The sequence below is a fragment of the Paralcaligenes ureilyticus genome (genome assembly GCF_004346225.1).
GTDB classification, from domain to species: domain Bacteria; phylum Pseudomonadota; class Gammaproteobacteria; order Burkholderiales; family Burkholderiaceae_B; genus Paralcaligenes; species Paralcaligenes ureilyticus.
The window spans coordinates 88,018-108,553 of the sequence record NZ_SMAJ01000012.1 but is presented as its reverse complement, the minus strand read 5'-3'; the positions used below and the strand labels follow the sequence as shown (position 1 = coordinate 108,553).

15 protein-coding genes are annotated in these 20,536 nt (G+C 59.9%); 10 read left to right on the top strand and 5 right to left on the bottom strand.

Going from position 1 to position 20,536, the window contains the following annotated elements; all coding sequences use genetic code 11:
• The first annotated feature begins 2 nt into the window (after positions 1-2).
• From EDC26_RS14620 to EDC26_RS14585, 8 genes are all read left to right on the top strand, one after another.
• Positions 3-1,712: a PqiB family protein gene (locus tag EDC26_RS14620; RefSeq protein ID WP_132583902.1), complete on the top strand. Its 1,710-nt coding sequence runs from the start codon at positions 3-5 to the stop codon at positions 1,710-1,712.
• Positions 1,713-1,733: 21 nt separating this feature from the next.
• Positions 1,734-2,369: a PqiC family protein gene (locus EDC26_RS14615; protein ID WP_132583900.1), complete on the top strand. Its 636-nt coding sequence runs from the start codon at positions 1,734-1,736 to the stop codon at positions 2,367-2,369.
• A gap of 143 nt (positions 2,370-2,512) precedes the next feature.
• Complete coding sequence (putA, locus tag EDC26_RS14610; protein ID WP_132583898.1) at positions 2,513-6,334, top strand: trifunctional transcriptional regulator/proline dehydrogenase/L-glutamate gamma-semialdehyde dehydrogenase; 3,822 nt, start codon at positions 2,513-2,515, stop codon at positions 6,332-6,334.
• Between the two features lie 80 nt (positions 6,335-6,414).
• Positions 6,415-7,575 carry a branched-chain amino acid ABC transporter substrate-binding protein gene (locus tag EDC26_RS14605; protein ID WP_132583896.1) on the top strand — a complete coding sequence of 387 codons (1,161 nt, stop codon included), beginning with the start codon at positions 6,415-6,417 and terminating at the stop codon, positions 7,573-7,575.
• Between the two features lie 118 nt (positions 7,576-7,693).
• Positions 7,694-8,626, top strand: a complete 933-nt coding sequence (locus tag EDC26_RS14600) for a branched-chain amino acid ABC transporter permease (protein ID WP_132583894.1) — start codon at positions 7,694-7,696, stop codon at positions 8,624-8,626.
• Positions 8,626-9,717: an ABC transporter permease subunit gene (locus EDC26_RS14595; protein WP_132583969.1), complete on the top strand. Its 1,092-nt coding sequence runs from the start codon at positions 8,626-8,628 to the stop codon at positions 9,715-9,717. Before EDC26_RS14600 ends, EDC26_RS14595 begins: the two co-directional genes overlap by 1 nt.
• Positions 9,714-10,544 (top strand): ABC transporter ATP-binding protein, encoded by an 831-nt coding sequence (locus EDC26_RS14590; RefSeq protein ID WP_165931038.1) that lies wholly within the window; start codon positions 9,714-9,716, stop codon positions 10,542-10,544. The genes EDC26_RS14595 and EDC26_RS14590 overlap by 4 nt, the downstream gene beginning before the upstream one ends.
• Positions 10,545-10,596: 52 nt before the next feature.
• Complete coding sequence (locus EDC26_RS14585; RefSeq protein ID WP_132583892.1) at positions 10,597-11,337, top strand: ABC transporter ATP-binding protein; 741 nt, start codon at positions 10,597-10,599, stop codon at positions 11,335-11,337.
• Positions 11,338-11,936: 599 nt separating this feature from the next.
• On the opposite strand, the gene dut is transcribed toward EDC26_RS14585, so the two are convergent.
• The 5 genes from dut to EDC26_RS14560 form a co-directional block, all read right to left on the bottom strand.
• On the bottom strand, positions 11,937-12,386 hold the full coding sequence (gene dut / locus EDC26_RS14580; RefSeq protein ID WP_132583890.1) for a dUTP diphosphatase: 450 nt from the start codon (positions 12,384-12,386) through the stop codon (positions 11,937-11,939).
• Positions 12,387-12,518: 132 nt separating this feature from the next.
• Complete coding sequence (gene coaBC, locus EDC26_RS14575) at positions 12,519-13,727, bottom strand: bifunctional phosphopantothenoylcysteine decarboxylase/phosphopantothenate--cysteine ligase CoaBC (RefSeq protein ID WP_132583888.1); 1,209 nt, start codon at positions 13,725-13,727, stop codon at positions 12,519-12,521.
• A 177-nt stretch (positions 13,728-13,904) separates the two neighbouring features.
• Positions 13,905-14,456 (bottom strand): signal peptidase II, encoded by a 552-nt coding sequence (gene lspA, locus EDC26_RS14570; protein ID WP_132583886.1) that lies wholly within the window; start codon positions 14,454-14,456, stop codon positions 13,905-13,907.
• Complete coding sequence (gene ileS / locus EDC26_RS14565; RefSeq protein WP_132583963.1) at positions 14,449-17,286, bottom strand: isoleucine--tRNA ligase; 2,838 nt, start codon at positions 17,284-17,286, stop codon at positions 14,449-14,451. Before ileS ends, lspA begins: the two co-directional genes overlap by 8 nt.
• Entirely contained in the window at positions 17,276-18,241 is a 966-nt protein-coding gene (locus EDC26_RS14560; RefSeq protein WP_132583965.1) for a bifunctional riboflavin kinase/FAD synthetase, read from the bottom strand. Before EDC26_RS14560 ends, ileS begins: the two co-directional genes overlap by 11 nt.
• A 48-nt stretch (positions 18,242-18,289) precedes the next feature.
• Between EDC26_RS14560 and purN the strand changes: the two genes are divergently transcribed.
• Both purN and EDC26_RS14550 read left to right on the top strand, forming a co-directional pair.
• Complete coding sequence (purN, locus tag EDC26_RS14555) at positions 18,290-18,988, top strand: phosphoribosylglycinamide formyltransferase (protein WP_132583884.1); 699 nt, start codon at positions 18,290-18,292, stop codon at positions 18,986-18,988.
• A 191-nt stretch (positions 18,989-19,179) separates the two neighbouring features.
• Positions 19,180-20,451, top strand: a complete 1,272-nt coding sequence (locus tag EDC26_RS14550) for an RsmB/NOP family class I SAM-dependent RNA methyltransferase (protein ID WP_341802618.1) — start codon at positions 19,180-19,182, stop codon at positions 20,449-20,451.
• Positions 20,452-20,536: the final 85 nt, after the last annotated feature.

The window sequence follows — 20,536 nt, the reverse complement described above, 5'->3', positions numbered from 1 at the left end:
GCATGAGCGAAACGCCAACCCCGTCCGAACCCGTAGATCCGAATCCCGAGCCCTCTGGCACGCCGCCCCAGGAGCCTCCCGCGCCTGTGGCGCCAGCACCCGTCGTTACTCCCAAGCGGCAGACCCGAATTTCCTGGATCTGGCTCATCCCTTTGCTGGCGGCGGCGATAGGCGTGTCACTGCTCGTTAAGGACTGGTTGCGCATCGGGCCTGTGGTGACAGTCAGCTTCGAATCGGCCGAGGGGCTCGAGGTCGGGCAAACCAAGGTGCGCTATAAAGACGTGACGATCGGTGTCGTCAAGGACATCGGTGTATCGGAGGATCGTCACAGGGTGCTGGTGCATATTGAGCTCAGCCACGATGGATCAAGCTACATTACCCGGGAGGGGACGCGTTTCTGGGTGGTGCGCCCAAGGCTGGGAGTCAGCGGCGTTTCGGGGCTGGGCACCTTGCTGTCAGGGGCCTATATTGCCGTGGATACGGCCAGGGAATCCGATGCGTCTAAAAGTGCGCCCAAAGCCAAATATGATTTTGTGGGGCTGGAAAAACCACCTGAAATTACCAGTGACCGGCCGGGGCGAAGATTTACCCTGACCAGTCCGGATTTGGGGTCGCTCGAGATTGGCTCGCCGATTTATTTTCGACGCATCCAGGTCGGACGGGTAATTGGTTACGATCTGGATCCTAAAGGCCAGGATGTGCACATTCAGATATTTATCGATGCCCCCAACGACAGGTTCGTCACTAATGCCACTCGGTTCTGGTATGTCAGCGGCGTCAATGTATCACTGAATGCAGACGGTTTCGTGGTGCAGACCGGGTCCCTGGCTTCGGTTTTGGCCGGGGGTATAGCGTTTGCATCGGTGGAAGACGAACCAAACGTCAAGCCGTCCGCGGCCGATTCGGTTTTCCCGATTAGCGCTACGCAAGGTGAGGCCATGGCCGAGCCCGACGGAACGCCGTTTCGGCTCGATATGGTGTTTGAGCAGTCCGTGCGCGGCCTGAAAGTCGGCGCACCCGTCGACTTTCACGGTATGGATCTGGGCAAGGTATACGACATCGATCTGGAGTTCAACCCCAAAATCAAACGCTTTGTGGTCTTGGTGAAAACACGCTTGTATCCGTCGCGCTTTGGCCAGGCCTACCAGGATCTCTTCACGGCGAGCGAAAAAGAAGGTTACGAAGGCCAGGCTTTGCTGGGCCCGTTGGTCAAGCATGGCTTGCGTGCGCAAATACGTTCGGCCAATCTTTTGACCGGCCAGCAATACATTGCCCTGGATTTCTTCCCCAACGCGCCGCCCGTTGAATTCGACAGCAAAGCCGTGCCGGTTGTACTGCCCACCATCGCGGGGAGTTTCGACCATTTGCAGCAGCAGGTAAGCAGCATAGTGACCAAGCTCGATGCCGTGCCGTTTGACGGCATTAGCCAGGATTTGCGGGCCAGTTTAAAGTCCCTGACCAAGCTCATGAATCGCCTGCAGACCGAGGTCACGCCGCAGGCGACGGCCACGCTCAAGGCGGCGCAGCAGTCTTTGGGTCGAGTCAACAGCATGCTGGCCGACGACTCTCCCTTGAACGGCAATCTGGAGCAGACTCTGCGCGAGTTGGGCGATGCGGCCAAATCACTGCGTGCGCTGGCTGATTATTTGCAGACTCATCCCAGCGCACTCTTACGGGGGCGTGCAGCCGATGTGTTGCCGACCAACCACTAACAGCCGGGATCCCGAGGAGTCATGATGCGCGTTTTCAAGTTGATGCCGATGTTAAGTGCGTTGCTGCTGGCAGCGGGCTGTGCATCTCCTGTCAGCCATTACTACACGCTGTTGCCGGAAGCGGCGCCATCGGGCACTGTTCGCACCGCCCCGATTCCGCCCGCATACGCCATCAGTGTCCAGGCAGTAACGGTTCCCGCCCAGGTCGACCGGCCGCAAATCGTTATTGGGTCGCCCGACAGCGTGGCGCTGACGCCTTTGAACAACTCGTTGTGGGCGGCGCCGCTGGGTAGTGAAATCCGCCAGGCGCTGGCCTACGATTTGTCGCAACGGCTCGGCGTGCTGGATGTGCCGGCCGGCGTGGCGCTCAAAACTCAAGCGTTATGGAAGATCAGCGTTATCGTCCACCGTTTTGATTCCATCTATCAGCAAGGGGTGGTCATTGATGCGAGCTGGCGCTTGACACCGGTTAACCAGCCCAAACGGACGTCCCTGATTTGCCAGGCTCGAGTGGATGTGTCTGCGGGGCCCGGTATTGCCGCGCTGGTTCAAAGCCACCAGAAGGCCCTGCATGCGCTGGCCGGTGTGATTGCGGCCCAGTTATCGCATAAGGCCATACGCCCGGATTCGACGGTGCACCTAAAAGGTTGCACCTAAAACAGCTGTTATGGGCTATAGGGTTAACCTTAATTTTGAAATAGTTGCAACCCGTTTAGTATTCCACCTCATTATGCAGAATAGCTGCTCACAGGCGTGTTGCAACCTCTATGGGTGCGCCGCAGTGCAATGGGAATACTAAGATGGCAAGCACGACACTGGGCGTCAAAGTCGATGACGCTTTGCGCGAGCGGCTTAAGAACGCCGCGGAAAAATTGGGGCGTACGCCGCATTGGCTGCATAAACAGGCAATCCTGTCGTATGTGGAGGCCATTGAACGCGGACAGTTGCCGGCCGAGGTCGCGTATCTGAACGCGTCTGACGCGAGCAGTGCCGCCGAGCCGGCGCATGTGTCCGAGGGGCCGCTGCCTTTTTACGAATTTGCGCAAGACGTGCAGCCTCAGTCAGTGCTGCGCGCCGCCATTACGGCGGCCTATCGGCGGCCGGAAACCGAGTGCGTGCCCATGCTGGCCGATCAGGCTCGCGGTTTGCACACGGCCGGCGTTCATGCGCTCGCCAGCCGCCTTGTGGGCGCTTTGCGCAGCAAGCGCGGCGGGGGCGGGGTAGAGGGGCTAATCCAGGAGTTTTCATTATCGAGCCAGGAGGGCGTGGCGCTGATGTGCCTGGCCGAGGCTTTGCTGCGCATTCCCGATCGGGCTACGCGCGACGCCCTGATTCGCGACAAAATCAGTCATGGAGACTGGAAGTCGCACGTGGGCGAGTCGCCTTCGCTATTTGTGAACGCGGCCACATGGGGCCTGATGCTGACCGGCAAGCTCGTCAGCAGCAATAGCGAACAGTCTTTGTCCAAGGCACTGACACGCCTGATAGGCAAGGGCGGAGAGCCATTGATACGCAAAGGCGTGAACATCGCCATGCGCATGATGGGCGAGCAGTTCGTCGCAGGGCAAACGATTTCGGCCGCCATCGCCAATAGCCGCAAACATGAGGTCAAGGGTTTCCGTTATTCCTACGATATGTTGGGCGAAGCGGCTACGACGGCCGACGATGCGAACCGCTATTACACGTCGTACGAGCAGGCCATACATGCCATTGGCAAGGCGTCGCAAGGCCGTGGAATCTACGAAGGCCCGGGTATTTCGATCAAACTATCGGCGCTGCACCCGCGCTACAGCCGGGCGCAGCGCGAGCGCGTCATGGCCGAGCTTTTACCGCGAATAATCGCTCTGGCGCTGCTCGCACGCAGCTATGACATCGGTCTGAATATCGACGCGGAGGAGGCGGATCGCCTGGAAATATCGCTGGACTTGCTTGAGGCCCTGTGCTTCGAGCCGCAACTGGCGAGTTGGAATGGTATCGGCTTTGTCATCCAGGCTTATCAAAAGCGCGCGCCGTTTGTCATCGATTATGTTATCGATCTGGCCAAACGCAGTTCGCATCGTTTGATGGTGCGCCTGGTCAAGGGCGCTTATTGGGATTCGGAAATCAAGCGCGCGCAGGTCGATGGCCTGGAGGGCTATCCCGTGTTCACGCGCAAGGTCTATACCGACATCTCCTATCTGGCTTGCGCGCGCAAATTATTGTCCGACCCGGTCGCCGTTTATCCGCAGTTTGCCACGCACAACGCGCACACGATGGCAACCATCTATCACCTGGCTGGCCAGAATTATTACCCCGGGCAATACGAATTCCAGTGCTTGCATGGCATGGGCGAGGCACTCTATGAAGAGGTGACCGGACCGATCTCGCAGGGCAAGCTTAATCGCCCATGCCGCATTTATGCGCCGGTGGGCACGCATGAGACTTTGCTCGCGTATCTGGTGCGCCGCCTGCTTGAAAACGGCGCCAATACCTCGTTTGTGAATCAGATAGGCGACGCGGAAATTTCCGTTGAGTCTCTGATTGGCGACCCGGTGGCCGCGGCCTTGCGAATTTCGCCGCTGGGTGCGCCGCACGATAAGATTCCCTTGCCGCGCGATTTATATGGATCGAGCGATGCGCGGGCGAATTCGGCCGGCCTCGATTTAAGCAATGAGCAGCGCCTGGGTTCCCTGTCGGCCGCCCTGTTGGGCAATGGAGCGGCCCAGTGGCGCGCGATGCCTATGGTGGGCGGGCGCGACTATGAATGGGATCAGGCGTTGGGTCGCGCGGTGCGCAATCCGGCCGATCGTCGCGACATCGTAGGCTTTGTAATGGAAGCCGGCGCGGCCGATGTGCAGGCCGCTCTGGACGAGGCGCAGCATGCGGCGCCTATCTGGCAGGCCACTCCTGTTAGCGTGCGGGCGCAATGTTTGATGCGTGCCGCGCAATTGCTTGAAGACGAAATGCAGCCTTTGCTGGGGTTGATCGTGCGCGAAGCCGGTAAATCGCTGCCCAACGCCATTTCCGAGGTGCGCGAGGCGGTTGATTTCCTGCGCTATTACGCTAGCCGGATCACGGCGACGTTTTCCAATGACACCTACCGTCCTTTGGGACCGGTGTTGTGCATCAGTCCGTGGAATTTTCCCCTGGCGATTTTCACAGGCCAGGTAGCGGCGGCGCTGGCCGCCGGTAATCCGGTTTTGGCCAAGCCCGCCGAGCAGACTTGCCTGATTGCCGCTCAGGCCGTGGCGATTTTGCGCCGCGCCGGCGTGCCGGCCGGTGCGGTGCAGCTTTTGCCGGGGCAAGGCGAAACGGTAGGCGCAGCGCTCGTGGCAAGCCCGCTGGTGCGTGGCGTGATGTTTACCGGTTCTACCGAAGTGGCCCAGTTGATTTCCAGAACCTTGTCGCAGCGGCTCGATGACGCGGGTCATCCCATCCCCTTGATTGCCGAGACCGGTGGGCAAAATGCCATGGTGGTAGACTCCTCGGCCTTGGCCGAGCAGGTTGTGTTCGATGTTCTGACCTCGGCCTTTGATTCTGCCGGGCAGCGCTGTTCGGCCCTGCGCGTTTTGTGCGTGCAGGAGGACTGCGCCGATCACGTGCTGACCATGTTGCGCGGCGCCATGCGCGAATTGCGCGTGGGTAATCCCGATCGCTTGAGCGTCGATGTCGGGCCGGTCATCGACACGCAAGCGCAAACCGCCATCCAGACTCATATTGAGGCGATGCGTGAGGCGGGTCACAAAGTCGACCAGCTCGACCTCGATGCGGCGTGCCGGCACGGCACGTTTGTGGCGCCCACGCTCATTGAAATCAGCGACGTGGCGGCGCTCAAAAAAGAGGTGTTCGGCCCGGTGCTGCATATTGTGCGCTACGCCCGTAACGACCTGGACTCCCTGATCGACCAGATCAACGCCACAGGCTATGGTCTGACCTTTGGTGTGCATACGCGCATCGACGAAACCATTGCGCGCGTCAGCCGGCGCATACGCGCGGGCAATGTATACGTCAATCGGAATATTGTGGGTGCCGTGGTAGGGGTGCAGCCCTTTGGCGGCGAATGCCTGTCGGGCACGGGCCCCAAGGCGGGCGGCCCGTTGTACCTGTTGCGCTTGCTTGCGCAACGGCCCGCGGGTGGTTTGCCGGCCGGTTGCGAGGTGGGTGAGGGCGCGCACGAGACCCAAATCACTTTGCAAGGTCCCACCGGCGAGACTAATTTTTATCATCTCAAGCCGCGTGGCCGCGTGCTGTGCATTGCCGCCTCCGAAGTGGGCGCGCAGGTGCAATACCAGGCGGGCGCGTCGACCGGCAATACTTTGTCCTTGCTGGATAATTCAGCGGGCAAGGCGTTCTACGCCACGCTCGGCGCTGATCAGAAAAAGCAATTGCGTATGGTGCCCGATGGTGAAATCGAGCAGGGCGATTATCAAAGCGTCTTGTTTGAAGGCGACAGCGACGCCTTGCGCGAGATCAATCAGCGGGTCGCAGCGCGCAGCGGACCCATTATTTCGGTGCAAGGCCTGAACTCCGACGAAATCCTGACGGGTCGGCGTTATGTGCTGGACCGGCTTTTGCGAGAAGTTTCAGTAAGCATCAATACCACTGCGGCAGGCGGCAATGCCAGTCTGATGATGGTGGGGTGATGTCATTTTTACAGGCCGGCATCCGGCTTATTAATCAACAAGAGACGATTTTGGTCTCATGCATTATTGGAGAGAGTCACATGCAGTCCACCAGGAAATTTAAACTTCTGGCCGCTTCAGCCGCTGTGCTGGCCGGTTTCGCGTTCGGGCCGGCTCACGCCGCCGGTACCGAAACCGTGAAACTGGGTTTCGCGGCGCCGCTTACCGGCCCGCAGTCGCACTACGGCGAGGACATGAAAAATGGCCTGACCCTGGCGCTCGAAGAAGCCAACAAGCAAGGCATCACGCTCGATGGCAAAACGGCCAAGTTCGAACTTGTGACGCGTGACGATCAGGCCGATCCGCGCACCGCCGTGCAAGTGGCGCAGCAGATTGTTGACGAAAAAGTCGATGGCGTTCTGGGTCACTTCAATTCCGGCACCTCCATTCCTGCATCCAGCGTTTATCATGACGCGGGCTTGCCCCAGATTGCCATGGCTACTTCGCCTGAGTACACGGCGCAAGGCTACAACACGACCTTTCGCATGATGACCAGCGACACCCAGCAAGGCGCGGCCGATGGCGAATACATGGTCAAGGATCTGGGCGCCAAGACGGTTGCCCTGATCGATGATCGCACCGCTTACGGCCAGGGTCTGGCCGATCAGGTTGCCAAAGCGGTTGTGGCCGCGGGCGGCAAGGTGATTGCACGCGAATACACCACTGACAAGGCCAATGATTTCACTTCCATTCTGACCAATATCAAGGCCAAGAAGCCGGATGCCATTTTCTTTGGCGGCCTGGATGCACAGTCTGGCCCGATGCGCCGTCAGATGGCGACTTTGGGTTTGAAGGCTCCCCTGGTGTCAGGCGAGATGACGCGTAGCGATACCTTCCTGAAGCTTGCCGGCGATGCGGCCAATGGTACGTTTGCCTCGTTGGCCGGCGTGCCTTTGAAGAACATGGCGAAGGGCGAGAAGTTCGAGGCCGATTACAAAGCCCAGTTCAAGAAAGATCCGGGGGTCTATGCTCCTTACGCTTATGACGGCGCTTGGAACATGATTACCGCCATGAAAGAAGCCGGCTCTGCCAAGCCCGCCGCTTACCTGCCCAAGCTGGCTGTATTGAAACGCAGCGGCGCCACCAGCGATCACATTGCTTATGACAAGAATGGTGATCTGAAAGAAATTTCGGTCACGATCTACGAAGTCAAGAATGGCAAGTGGGAAATGGTCAAGACCATGGTTAGCCAGGCTAAGTAAGTGTTGCCCTGACGCCGCTTGTGCCGCTTGCCGACGGCAACTGCGCAAGCGGCGTGAATTCTTTCAATTTCAATCTCGCACGGCCGGCCTGACCGGCTCTGCGTGCAGGTTATAGAGCATGGATATTCTTCTCCAGCAGCTAATCAACGGGGTGACCGTGGGCAGTGTGTATGCCCTGGTGGCGCTCGGCTACACCATGGTTTACGGGATTATCGGCTTGATCAATTTTGCCCATGGCGACGTGGTGATGGTGGGCGCCATGGTGGCCACAACGGTGGTGACTGCCCTGGTCAGCGCCGATCCGGGCGGCCTGTCGCCGTGGCTGGTCATCATCGCTTCTCTGGCCCTGGCCATTCCGGCCTGCGCGGCCCTGGGCTGGATTGCCGAACGGTTCGCCTATCGGCCCTTGCGGCGTGCGCCGCGCCTGGCTCCGCTCATTTCCGCGATTGGGGTATCCATCATTATTCAGACCTTGGCCATGATGGTTTGGGGTCGCAACTATTTAAGCTTTCCGCACATCATCAAGCCTGCGATCTATCAGGTTGGCGGAGCACGCATCAGCTCTTTGCAACTGATCATTATTTTGTCGGCGGTCGCGATCATGGCGGGCCTGCTGCTGGTGGTGCATCGCACGCGTCTGGGCACGGCCATGCGGGCCACGGCGCAAAACCGCGAGGTGGCCGGCTTGATGGGCGTGAATATCAACACGGTCATTTCAGCGGCCTTTATCATAGGCTCGGTACTGGCCGCCGTCGCCGGCGTAATGGTCACCACCTATTATGGCGTGGCGCAATACACCATGGGGTTTTTGTTGGGTCTGAAGGCCTTTACGGCGGCCGTGCTGGGTGGGATCGGCAATCTGGGCGGCGCCATGTTGGGCGGCTTGCTTCTGGGGATTATCGAATCGCTGGGGGCCGGCTATATCGGCGACCTGACCCACGGTGTGTTCGGCAGCAACTATCAGGATGTATTCGCTTTTATTGTTTTGATCCTGGCCCTGGTTTTTCGTCCGTCGGGCTTGCTCGGTGAGCGGGTGGGAGACCGCGCATGATGAACAATTCTTCCGCAAGTTCGCAACAGGGCGCAACACCCAAGGTCTGGTTCGGCATCGCGCTCTTTGCCGCGGTGCTGGCCGTGTTGCCCTTTGTGCTGGGCATGGCCGGGCAAAGCTGGGTGCGCACGATCGATTTTGCGCTGCTGTATGTCATGCTGGCGCTGGGCTTGAATATTGTGGTGGGTTTTGCCGGCCTGCTCGACCTGGGCTATATCGCTTTTTATGCCGTGGGCGCTTATGTTTGGGCGCTGCTGGCGTCGCCGCATTTCAATCTGCATTATCCCTTTTGGGTGATCCTGCCGGCCGCCGTTTGCCTGGCGGGATTTTTCGGGGTCATCCTGGGCGCGCCTACGTTGAAGCTGCGCGGCGACTATCTGGCGATCGTGACCCTGGGCTTTGGCGAGATCATCCGCATTTTCATCAATAATCTGGACGCGCCCATCAATATCACCAACGGGCCGCAGGGGATCAATCGCATCGATTCCTTTTCGGTGGGCGGCGTGGCGTTGGGGCGCACGCAGGAGCTGCTGGGCTTTCGCATCACAGGCCCGGAAAAATATTATTACCTTCTGCTTTTGCTGGTCATCATCATTGTGATTATGTGCGTGCGCCTGCAGAATTCGCGCATCGGCCGCGCCTGGCAGGCCATACGCGAAGACGAGGTCGCGGCCAAGGCGATGGGGATCAACACGCGCAACATCAAGCTGCTGGCCTTTTCCATGGGCGCGACCTTTGGCGGCGTGGCCGGCGCCATGTTTTCGTCCATGCAGGGCTTTGTCAGCCCGGAGAGCTTCAGTCTGACTGAATCAATAACGGTATTGTGCATGGTCGTGCTGGGCGGCATGGGCCATATTCCAGGCGTTATCCTCGGCGCTGTCTTGCTATCGGTCTTCCCGGAATTTCTGCGTGAAGTGGTGGTTCCCTTGCAGCAGAACCTGCTGGGCTCGGTGATGTTCGACCCGGACGGTATACGCATGCTGTTGTTCGGCCTGGCGCTGGTGTGCGTGATGATCTACCGGCCGGCCGGTTTATGGCCCTCGGCCGTGCGGCGCCGTGAACTTGACCGCAACAAGGAGGGCCAGGCATGACGCAGGCGAACATTAATCAGGACGCTCGGTCCATGCCCGATCTTTTGTTGGTGGCCAGCAAGCTGAGCAAACGCTTTGGCGGTCTGCAGGCCTTGTCTGACGTCAGTTTCTCGATTTGCAAGGGCGATATCTATGGTTTGATCGGCCCCAACGGGGCGGGCAAGACGACCTTGTTCAATGTGCTGACCAGCCTGTATGTACCCGAATCGGGAACCTGCAATTTCATGGGCCATCAGCTTACGCGCTTGAAACCCCACGAAATTGCTATTGTCGGGATTGCCCGCACGTTCCAGAATATTCGTTTGTTTGGCAGTTTGAGTGCCATAGAAAACGTCATGATAGGGCGCCATATTCGTACTCGCGCCGGTGTCTGGGGCGCGATCACCCGCAACAAATCCACTCGCAGCGAAGAGGCGGCGGTTGAACAGCGTGCGCACGAACTGCTGGAGTATGTGGGTATCGCACATCGTGCGAACGATGTGGCCAGTTCTCTGCCTTATGGCGATCAGCGCCGGCTTGAAATAGCGCGGGCATTGGCGACCGATCCGACCTTGCTTGCGCTGGATGAACCGGCGGCGGGCATGAACGCATCGGAGACGGTGGTGCTGCGCCGTTTGATTGAAAAAATCCGCAATGACGGCGTTACGGTATTGCTGATCGAGCACGATATGAAGCTGGTCATGGGTTTGTGTAATCGGGTCCTGGTGCTGGAATACGGCAAGGTCCTGGCTGAAGGGCGGCCGGCCGAAGTTCAGCGCAACCCGAAGGTCATCGAGGCGTATCTTGGAGCCGGGTCGGCCGAGGTGGCGGTGGGGGTATCGGCATGAACCAGCCGAGGATTGTGTTTGGATGGGATGGGCGTGAATCGAGGAGTGCAAGATGAGTCAGGCTGAAAATATGCTGGAGCTCGACTGCCTGGAAGTGGCGTATGGCGGCATACGCGCGGTGCGATCGATTAGCCTGCATGTGGGCAAGGGCGAGCTGGTTAGCCTGATCGGCGCCAATGGCGCGGGCAAGAGCACGACGCTGCGGGCCATTTGCGGCTTGGTGCCGACGGTCGGCGGCGATATTCGCTACGACGGGCGGTCGATCACCGGGGCGCCGTCTTTTACTCTGGTGCGCCAGGGTCTGGTGATGGTGCCGGAGGGGCGGGGTATTTTCGGCCAGTTGACTATTGAAGAGAATCTGGAGATGGGCGGCTATAGCCGCCGCGATCTGAATGCCGTGCGGCAAGACACCGAGCAGGTATTTGCGTTGTTTCCGCGTTTGGCCGAGCGCCGCAGGCAGTCGGCGGGAACTCTTTCGGGTGGGGAGCAGCAAATGCTGGCAATAGGGCGGGCAATGATCTCCCGGCCTCGCTTGTTGTTGCTCGATGAGCCGTCGATGGGCTTGGCGCCGTTGATGGTTGAGAAGATTTTTGAAGTGGTGCGCACGATTGCCGCGGAGGGCGTGACGATTTTGCTGATAGAGCAAAATGCGAAACTGGCGCTTCAAACCAGTCATCGCGGCTATGTTATGGAGTCGGGTGAGATCATTCTCGAGGGGCTATCGGCGCAGTTGCTGGACAACCCAAAGGTGCGCGCTGCGTACCTGGGGGAAGAAGAGGTCGCTGCTTCGTAGCGTCACGTTTTTATAGCGCCGCCCCTCGTAACACCCTCGTCGCGCTACCCCTGTGGCGCCACCCCTGTAGCGCCACCCCTTGTGGGTGGCATTCGCTGCAGGTGGCATTTCTGGCAAGTGGCGTTTGGTGGGTGGCATCCTTTTTTCGCATCATCCTATCCTGTTATAAAACCTTCTAGCCCCGCGTCGTGGGCGGTTAAGGTGGATCGGGCTCTGACGGTCACGGTCATGGCTGCGCCATGACTTCCCGCGCGCAGGGCTGGCTTCGGGGCGGCGTGCGAACTCGCAGGGCGGACAGCCCACTGGGCTGTCCGCAAGCGTCCTGCTCAAACAGCGCACGCCTTGCATCCCCGAATCCGGCCCTGCGCGCGGCGTGCCCGAATCGCCCGCCCCACCTTAACCGCCCACGACGCTCGTGTGGTGGATGTTGGTGGGGTCGTTGGTGGGTTTGGTTGGCGTGATCGTCGCTTGTAGTGGCAGCCCTTGTGGCTGCCATCGGCGATCTATAAATATCACCTCGGCTCTCAACGATTATGGCAGCCACAAGGGCTGCCACTACAAATACAACGAATCAATGGCACCCCTTGGGGTGTCAGACGTCACGCGCGCCCGGTGCTTCCAAATCCGCCTGCCCCTCGGGTACTCTCGTCGAAATCGCAGACGATGTCGAACTCTATGTGCTGCACGGGCACGACGATTAGTTGCGCTAGCCGCTCCATGGGTTGCAGCACGAAGGCATGTTGGCCGCGATTCCATGCCGACACCATCAGCGGCCCCTGATAGTCGGAGTCGATCAGGCCGACCAGGTTTCCCAGCACGATGCCGTGCTTATGCCCGAGGCCTGAGCGCGGCAAAATAATGGCTGCGTAGGCCGGATCGGCAATGTGGATGGACAGGCCGGTTGGAATGAGTTCGCAGGTGCCTGGTTCCAGGGTGATTGCTGTATCCAGGCAAGCGCGCAGATCCAGGCCCGCCGAGCCCTCGGTCGCGTAGGCGGGCAGGTAGTCGTTCATGCGGGGATCGAGAATCTTTAGTGCGATTTTTTTCATATATGAAGGCTCAGAAGATTTAAGGCGATTGTTCCAACGCGGCATTTGATGCCGGAAATGTAGTGGCAGCCCTTGTGGCTGCCATTTACCGGGACTACCTGCTCATCGATAATAAACATGGCAGTAAAAAGTTTAAGCAATGAGGCGTGGAAGTCGGTTGGCAATGGCCTGAATCAGTTGGCGCGCGGCTTCGATTTTGGGTAGGACCGGCAGCGGGTGCGATCCCTGGTCGTCGAACAGCACGAGTTCGGTGATGTCGGCGTTCATGGCGTGTTGCGCCAGATTGCCCACCAGCAGGGGGACCGCCTTGCGCCGCCGTTTGGCTTGGGCGTATTCATGCAGGTTTTCGGTTTCGGCGGCAAAACCGACGCACCACGGGCCGTGCGGGAGCGCCGCCACTTCGGCCAGGATGTCGGGGTTGGTCGCGAATTCCAGTGAAGGTGCGCCCGCCGCGCCGGTTTTTTTAATCTTGCTATCGGTGGCGTTGGCCACGTGCCAGTCGGCCACGGCGGCTACGGCAATAAACAGGTCGGTGTCGGCAATGGCGTGCATGACCGCGCTACGCATGTCGCGTGCGCTTTCCACATCGATGCGTGCGACGCCATAAGGGGCAGGCAAGGCCGTGGGCCCCGAGATCAAGGTTACCTGGGCGCCGGCTTCGCGCGCCGCCTGTGCAATGGCGTAGCCGGTTTTGCCCGAAGAGCGGTTGCTGATGACGCGGATGGGGTCGATTTTTTCGATGGTGGGTCCGGCGGTGATGACCACTCGACGTTGCGCCAGGACCTTGGGCTGGAAGGAGGCGATCAGCTCGGCCAGCAGTTCGTTGGGTTCGAGCATGCGGCCGCTGCCGACTTCGCCGCAGGCTTGGTCGCCCACGCCTGGGCCCAGTACCTGGGCGCCATCGGCTTGAATTTGACGAACGTTGCGCGCTGTGGCCGGATGCTGCCACATTTCGCGATTCATGGCTGGCGCAATAAGCAGTGGACATGCGCCTCTGGCCACGCATAGCGTGGATAAAAGATCGTTGGCCAGACCCTGCGCCAGTTTGGCGATGAAATCGGTGCTGGCCGGAGCGATCAGGATGGCATCGGCTCCGCGGCTCAGGTCGATGTGGGCCATGTTGTTGGGTATCCGGGCATCCCAGGTATCCAGAAATACCGGGCGCCCCGACAGCGCCTGTAGCGTGACAGGGGTAATGAAATGCGTGGCGGCCTCGGTCATGACGACGTCGACGATCGCACCGCGTTCGATGATGCGCCGCACGAGTTCAGCCGTCTTGTAGCAGGCAATCCCACCCGTCAAGCCCACGATAATGCGTTTTTGCGCCAGATCTAATGTCACAGAAGTCTACCTGCGAAATACAGAGGGTTGGTAGGAATATCGTAGTGGTTTTATAAGGTATCAGTCAGAATATCTTGTAGCGCCACCCCTTGTGGGTGGCAAAATCGTTAATAGTCAGGACAGCATCTTGCATGGATGGCAGGCACAAGGCCTGTCGCTACATGGTTCGTGGATATTCTATTCCTTGGCCGGCTTGCTGCGTTCGCGCCGCCAGCGCAGAAACTCGTCGAGAATTAAAAGGATCGCGCCGCAGGTTATGGCGACATCGGCCACATTAAAGGCCGGAAAATACCAGCTATTCCAATAAAACAGGAAGAAATCAATGACGTATCCGTGCTGGATGCGGTCTATGACGTTGCCGACGGCTCCCGCCAGGATGGTCATGAGCGAGGAGCAGAACAGCCATTGATTGGGGCTGCGGCGCAGCAGATGAATGATCAGCCCGGCGGCACCCAGCGCAATAGCCGTAAACAGCCAGCGCTGCCAGCCGTGGCCTTCGGCCAGAAAACTGAATGCCGCGCCGCTATTGTGCAGCAGGGTGAAGTCAAAAAAGGGCAGTACATGCCAGCGCTGCGCATAGGGCAGGTGAGCGCTGAAATAGCCTTTGCTGAGCTGATCGACCACGACAATTAGAATGGCGCCCAGTATCCATGCCCAGAAGCGCAGGCGATTCCTTTGTCGCCGTGCGGCTGCGGCAATGGCGCCGTCGACGTGATTCGACTCAGGCATGATGGCGCAGTTCGCCCAGGCCGAATAGGTTGTCGACGCAGCGACCGCAAATTTCGGGATGCTCGGGGTCGGCACCCACGTCGGCGCGATGGTGCCAGCAGCGTTCGCATTTTTTATGCGGGCTGGGACTGACCACAATGCGCAGATCGCCGGGCGCCTCATGCAAGGTGGCGCGCGACACGATAAAGACGAAACGCAGATCGTCCTCCAGCGAAGCGAGCAGGCGATGATCGTCGCCGCTGGCGTACACATCCAGTTCGGCTGCCAGGGATGAGCCGATCCCGCCAGTGGTGCGCACGGCTTCGATCTCGCGCATCGCATGACCACGGATTTCGCGCAGCCGATTCCATTTCTCGATCAGGGCCTGGGCGTTGGCCAGGTCGGGCAGGGTGTGGAAGAGTTCGGTAAAGATGCTGGCCGTTTCGTGGCCGGTGTGCAGATCTTTCCAGGCTTCTTCGGCGGTAAAGGAAGTAACGGGTGCCAGGAGTTTGAGGAGCGAATGGGTGATGTGATGGATAGCCGTTTGCGCAGAGCGCCGCGCCAGGCTGTTTTTATCGGCCGTGTACAGGCGGTCTTTGAGTATATCGAGGTAGAACGCACCGAGGTCTTCCGAGCAGAAAATCTGCAGGCGCGACATGGCGGGCTGGAATTCATAGCGATTGAAATTGGCCAGCACATCGGCTTGCACGCTTGCGGTCATGGCCAGCGCGTAGCGGTCGATCTCGAACATTTCAGCGGGCGCCACCGCATCCGTTTGAGCATTGAAATCCTGCAGATTGCCCAGCAGGAACTTGAGCGTATTGCGGATGCGGCGATAGCCTTCGACCACGCGTTTGAGAATTTCGTCGGAAATCGACAGTTCGCCGGAATAATCGGTAGAGGCCGTCCACAGGCGCAGGATTTCGGCGCCCAGGGAGTCAGAGATTTTTTGCGGTGCAATCACATTGCCCACCGACTTGCTCATTTTCCGCCCCTGGCCGTCCACCACGAAGCCGTGCGTGAGCAAGGCCTTGTAGGGCGGCCGGCCATACAGCATGCAGCTGGTCAGCAGCGACGAGTGAAACCAGCCGCGGTGCTGGTCCGAACCTTCCAGGTACAGATCGGCGGGCCATTGCAGTTCGTCGGCGTGCGAGCCGTGGACAGTATGGTTCTGGCCGCCCAACACGGTTGCGTGGGTGCTGCCCGAGTCGAACCAAACGTCCAGCGTATCGCGGTTCTTGACGTATTGGTCGGCTTCGTCACCCAGCAGATCGCGTGGGTCGAGCGACTGCCAGGCTTCAATGCCATGCTGCGCCACGCGTTGTGCAATCTGTTCCATCAGCTCGACCGTGCGGGGATGCAGCTCGCCCGTTTCCTTGTGTACAAAGAAGGCCATGGGCACACCCCATTGGCGCTGGCGCGACAAGGTCCAGTCGGGGCGATTGGCAATCATGGCATGCAACCGGGCACGGCCCCAGGCGGGGAAGAAATCGGTTTGATCGATGCCGGCCAAAGCGGTTTCGCGCAGCGATTTTCCGGTTTTCGGTGGCCGGTCCATACTGGCAAACCATTGGCTCGTGGCGCGATAAATGATGGGCGTTTTGTGCCGCCAGCAGTGCATGTAGCTGTGCTTGTGGGTCTCGACTTTGAGCAGGCTGCCCACCGACTCCAGCGCTTCGACAATTTTCGGATTGGCTTTCCAGATCATCAGGCCGCCAAATACAGGCAGGCTCTGTGCGTAGTGGCCGTCGCCCATCACCGGGTTCAGGATCTGTGAATCCTGCAGGCCGTGGGCTTTGCACGACAAGAAGTCTTCGATCCCGTAAGCGGGCGAGGAGTGCACCACGCCGGTCCCCGCTTCGAGGGTAACGTAATCGCCCAGATAAACCGGCGCCATGCGCTGATAGCCCTCGTCCAGATCGTAGAGCGGGTGCTTGAATTCGAGGCCTGCCAGCGACGCGCCCTTGGTCGTGGCCAGCACGTGACCGCTAAGGTGCCATTCGTTCAGGCACGATTCGACCAGATCGTGGGCCAAAATCAGCATGGAGCCGGTTGCGCGCGCCTGATCGAGCTTGACCAATGCGTAATCGATGTCGGGATGAAGGTTCAGGGCCTGGTTGGCGGGCAGCGTCCAGGGCGTGGTGGTCCAGATGACAATGGCGCCGTCTTCCACGTTGGGCAGGCCGAACGCCTGGGCCAGCTTTTCACGGTCGCCGAATCTGAATGCCACATGCACCGCCTGGTCCTTGCGATCGGCATATTCCACCTCGGCCTCGGCCAGCGCTGAACCGCAATCAAAGCACCAGTTCACGGGTTTGAGCCCGCGGTAGATATAGCCTTTGTCCAGAATATGGGCCAGCGCGCGCAGCTCGTCGGCTTCGTTGCTGAAATTCATGGTCAGATAGGGATGGTCCCAATCGGCCAGTACGCCCAGGCGCTTGAAATCCTTGCGCTGGCGGTCGATCTGCTCGAGCGCATAGGCGCGGGCTTTGGCCTGCACCTCGGCCACCGGCAGGCTCTTGCCGTATTTTTTTTCAATCTGGATTTCGATCGGCATGCCGTGGCAGTCCCAGCCCGGCACGTAATGCGCATCGAAACCGGCCATCGAACGGCTTTTGACTATGATGTCTTTCAGGATTTTGTTGACGGCGTGGCCGATGTGTATATCGCCATTGGCGTAGGGCGGGCCGTCGTGCAGTATGAATTTGGGTCGGCCCCGGCTGGCCTGGCGTATGGCCGCATAGACTTTATTTTCTTCCCATTGGGCAATCCAGCCTGGTTCGCGGCGCGCAAGGTCGCCACGCATCGGGAAAGAGGTTTCGGGCAAATTGAGTGTGTTTCTATAGTCCATGGAGGGCGAAATAATCACGAGCGTTTTGCGCATCGATGTCGATGGCGGCGATCATGGTGGGTAGGTCAGGAAATTTTTCTTCATCCCTCAGGTAGCTGAGGAATTCGATCCGTGTAAGTTTACCGTATGCGTCCAGGCTGCAGTCCAGAAGGTGGACTTCAAGCAATACCTGGCTGCTGTCACTGACGGTGGGGCGCACTCCCAGACTGGCTACGCCGTGGATGGCGTGTGCGGCCAGGCCGTGGGCGCGCACGACATAGACGCCGGAACGCGCCGCACACAGCGGCGGGACGCGCAGGTTCAGCGTGGGGTAGCCGATGCTGCGGCCCAGCTTCTGTCCGTGTATGACATGGCCGCTGATATGGTACGTGTGGCCCAGCAGATGCGCGGCGCGTTCCAGATCGCCCACCGCCAGGGCGGTGCGCACCTCGGAGCTCGAAATGCGATGGCCGTTTTCGTCGGCCACATCGGCAATGGTTTCCACCTCGAAGCCGTGCTTTGCACCCATTTTGCGCAGCAAGTCGATATCGCCGCTGCGCTTGTGCCCATAGCGAAAATCGGCGCCTACCAGAAGCCAGCGCGTGTTCAGCCCCCGCACCAGCAGTTGTTCAATGAACGTTTCGGCCGACATCTCGGCCAGCCTCTGGTTAAACCGTTCGAGCGCCACCTGTTCGATGCCGTGGTGCGCGAGCGACCAGATTTTGTCGCGAAGGCTGCTGATTTGCGTGGGAATAAGCTCGGGCCGTTGCCCGCGCGTGGCAAAATAGGCCCGTGGGTGCGGCTCGAAGGTCATTACGGTCGGCGCCCAGCCGCGTTCGGCCGCCAGTGCATGGACGCGGGCGAGTATGGCCTGGTGGCCCCGGTGCACACCGTCGAAATTGCCGATGGTCACCGCGCTGGGGCGGTCAGAATCGAAGCGCGGAAGGGAACGATAAATTTTTGAAGCGGATTTCACACCCGAGAGTTTACAATTTTGCACCGCCTTCGCTTGGGAATATTTATTTTGCCTGCCATAACCTCTTCCAACTGCCGCCTGGTGGTGCTGATTTCCGGACGCGGCTCAAACATGCAAACCATCGTCAATACGGTGCGCACACAGGGTTTGCCGGCCGAAGTTTGTGCCGTTATCGCCAATAAAGCCAATGCCTCGGGCCTGGAGTGGGCGCATGCGCATGGCATACAGGCTAAACTGGTGGCTCATCGCGATTACGCCACGCGCACAGAATTTGATCAGGCGCTTGCTCAAGCGATCGACGCCTATCGTCCCGATTATGTTTTGCTGGCCGGTTTCATGCGCGTGCTGACGCCCGAGTTCGTCGAACATTTCAATGGGCGGCTGCTTAATATCCACCCCTCGCTGCTGCCGGCGTTTCCCGGTTTGCATACGCATCAGCAGGCTCTGGCAACCGGTGTGCAGTGGCATGGCTGCACGGTTCATTTTGTGACGCCGGTGCTCGATCATGGCCCTATTGTGGCGCAAGGCGCGGTGCCTGTGCTGGCCGACGACACGCCCGATACGCTGGCCGAACGGGTTCTGGGCGTGGAGCATCATCTTTATGCGCAGGTGGTGCGCTGGCTGGCCGAGGGCCGGGTTTCGCTGGACGCGATGCAGCGCGTGCATGTGCGCGGGGTGGCCAGCCGCTCCTTTGCCATTGCGCCGCAAGGCCCCGAATCACCCTGGATTACAACGAGTAAAAATTGATGAACAAAGCAGAAAAAGCCGCCCGCTCCTCGCCGACGCGAGCCCAGACCCGGGGCGCCGAGAACCGGCGGCGTGCCGCCGAAAGCCGGTTGTTGCGCCCCGACGGCGAACGCCGCGCCAAAGATGGGCAAAGCGCAGCTGCGCCAGGCGCGTCGCGTGCGGCCACCTCCGACGGCGCTCCGCGCTATGTCATGTCGGCTGTGCGGATCGAGCAGGTGCGCAGCGTTCTGGGCGAGATACTGCAGTGGGAATACCCCGCCGATGCCACGCTGTCGCACTGGCTGAGGGCGCACCCCAAGCTGGGCGCGCGGGACCGCGGTGAAGTGGCCGGGGCCGTATTCGACGTATTGCGTCATTTGCGCCGCTATCGCCATTATGCGGAAAGCGGGACCGGACCGGCCACGCGCCGTCTGGCCATTCTGGGCCTGGTTTCGGTGTTCAGCCACGATGTCCTGAATGCGGGCCTGGCCGAGCAAGAGCAGCATTGGCTGGCTCATGTGCTGCGTATCGATCTTCAAAGCCTGCCGCGCGCCATCCGCCACAGCCTGCCCGACTGGCTCGACGAGCGGTTGGCCGAGCTGGAGGATGCCGATGCGCTGATTGAAGCGCTGAATCGTTCGGCGCCGCTCGATGTGCGTGTCAACCCCCTGAAAACCGATCGCCCGACGATGCTGAAGAAAATGCGCGAAGGCGGCGCGCTGCGTTTCGATCCCGAACCGACTCCTTATTCGCCCTGGGGCATACGCCTGCAGGGACGTCCGCCGGTGAATCGCTGGCCGATGTTCGAAAGCGGCGAGATCGAGGTTCAGGACGAGGGCAGCCAGATTCTGGCGGCGCTGGTTGGCCCCAAGCGGGGCGAGATGGTCATTGATTATTGCGCCGGAGCCGGCGGCAAGACCCTGCTGCTGGGTGCGCTGATGCGCTCTACAGGCCGGTTGTACGCGTTTGACGTCTCGGCGGCCCGCCTGGCGCGGGCCAAACCGCGCTTTGCGCGCAGCGGCCTGTCCAACGTGGTGCCGGTGGTCATCAGCGCCGACAATGATCAGCGCGTCAAGCGTCTGGCCGGCAAGGCTCATCGCGTGCTGATCGACGCGCCGTGCAGCGGTCTGGGCACCTTGCGCCGCAATCCCGACCTGAAATGGCGTCAGCACCCGGAGTCGCTCGCCGAAATGATGGCCGTACAGGCGCGCATCTTGCGGCAGGGGGCTCGCTGCGTGGCGGCGGGAGGGCGGCTGGTCTATGCCACCTGTAGCTTGCTGCCGGAAGAAAACGAACGGCAAGTTGAGGCCTTTTTAGCTGAAAATCCCGACTTTACGCTGGTCGATGCCAGCAAAGTGGTGCTTGATCGTTGCGAAAATCTGACACTTTCAGGGCCTTATCTGTCCATGCGCCCGGACCGCCACGGCACAGATGGCTTTTTTGCCGCGGTCATGGAGCGTGCCAAGCCGGATTTACCCGCTTAGTGCCTGACTTGGCGCCTGATTTCCCTGGGGGCCTTCCTGAAATTTAGCTGTCAAGCAGGGGGTAAGTGGGATAAACTACCGGGTG

What these genes read in the sequence shown, in the direction of transcription:
- EDC26_RS14620 (WP_132583902.1), top strand. Translation starts at nt 3, where the DNA reads ATGAGCGAAACGCCAACCCCGTCCGAACCCGTAGATCCGAATCCCGAG.
- EDC26_RS14615 (WP_132583900.1), top strand. Translation starts at nt 1,734, where the DNA reads ATGATGCGCGTTTTCAAGTTGATGCCGATGTTAAGTGCGTTGCTGCTG.
- putA (WP_132583898.1), top strand. Translation starts at nt 2,513, where the DNA reads ATGGCAAGCACGACACTGGGCGTCAAAGTCGATGACGCTTTGCGCGAG.
- EDC26_RS14605 (WP_132583896.1), top strand. Translation starts at nt 6,415, where the DNA reads ATGCAGTCCACCAGGAAATTTAAACTTCTGGCCGCTTCAGCCGCTGTG.
- EDC26_RS14600 (WP_132583894.1), top strand. Translation starts at nt 7,694, where the DNA reads ATGGATATTCTTCTCCAGCAGCTAATCAACGGGGTGACCGTGGGCAGT.
- EDC26_RS14595 (WP_132583969.1), top strand. Translation starts at nt 8,626, where the DNA reads ATGAACAATTCTTCCGCAAGTTCGCAACAGGGCGCAACACCCAAGGTC.
- EDC26_RS14590 (WP_165931038.1), top strand. Translation starts at nt 9,714, where the DNA reads ATGACGCAGGCGAACATTAATCAGGACGCTCGGTCCATGCCCGATCTT.
- EDC26_RS14585 (WP_132583892.1), top strand. Translation starts at nt 10,597, where the DNA reads ATGAGTCAGGCTGAAAATATGCTGGAGCTCGACTGCCTGGAAGTGGCG.
- dut (WP_132583890.1), bottom strand. Translation starts at nt 12,386, where the DNA reads ATGAAAAAAATCGCACTAAAGATTCTCGATCCCCGCATGAACGACTAC.
- lspA (WP_132583886.1), bottom strand. Translation starts at nt 14,456, where the DNA reads ATGCCTGAGTCGAATCACGTCGACGGCGCCATTGCCGCAGCCGCACGG.
- ileS (WP_132583963.1), bottom strand. Translation starts at nt 17,286, where the DNA reads ATGGACTATAGAAACACACTCAATTTGCCCGAAACCTCTTTCCCGATG.
- EDC26_RS14550 (WP_341802618.1), top strand. Translation starts at nt 19,180, where the DNA reads ATGTCGGCTGTGCGGATCGAGCAGGTGCGCAGCGTTCTGGGCGAGATA.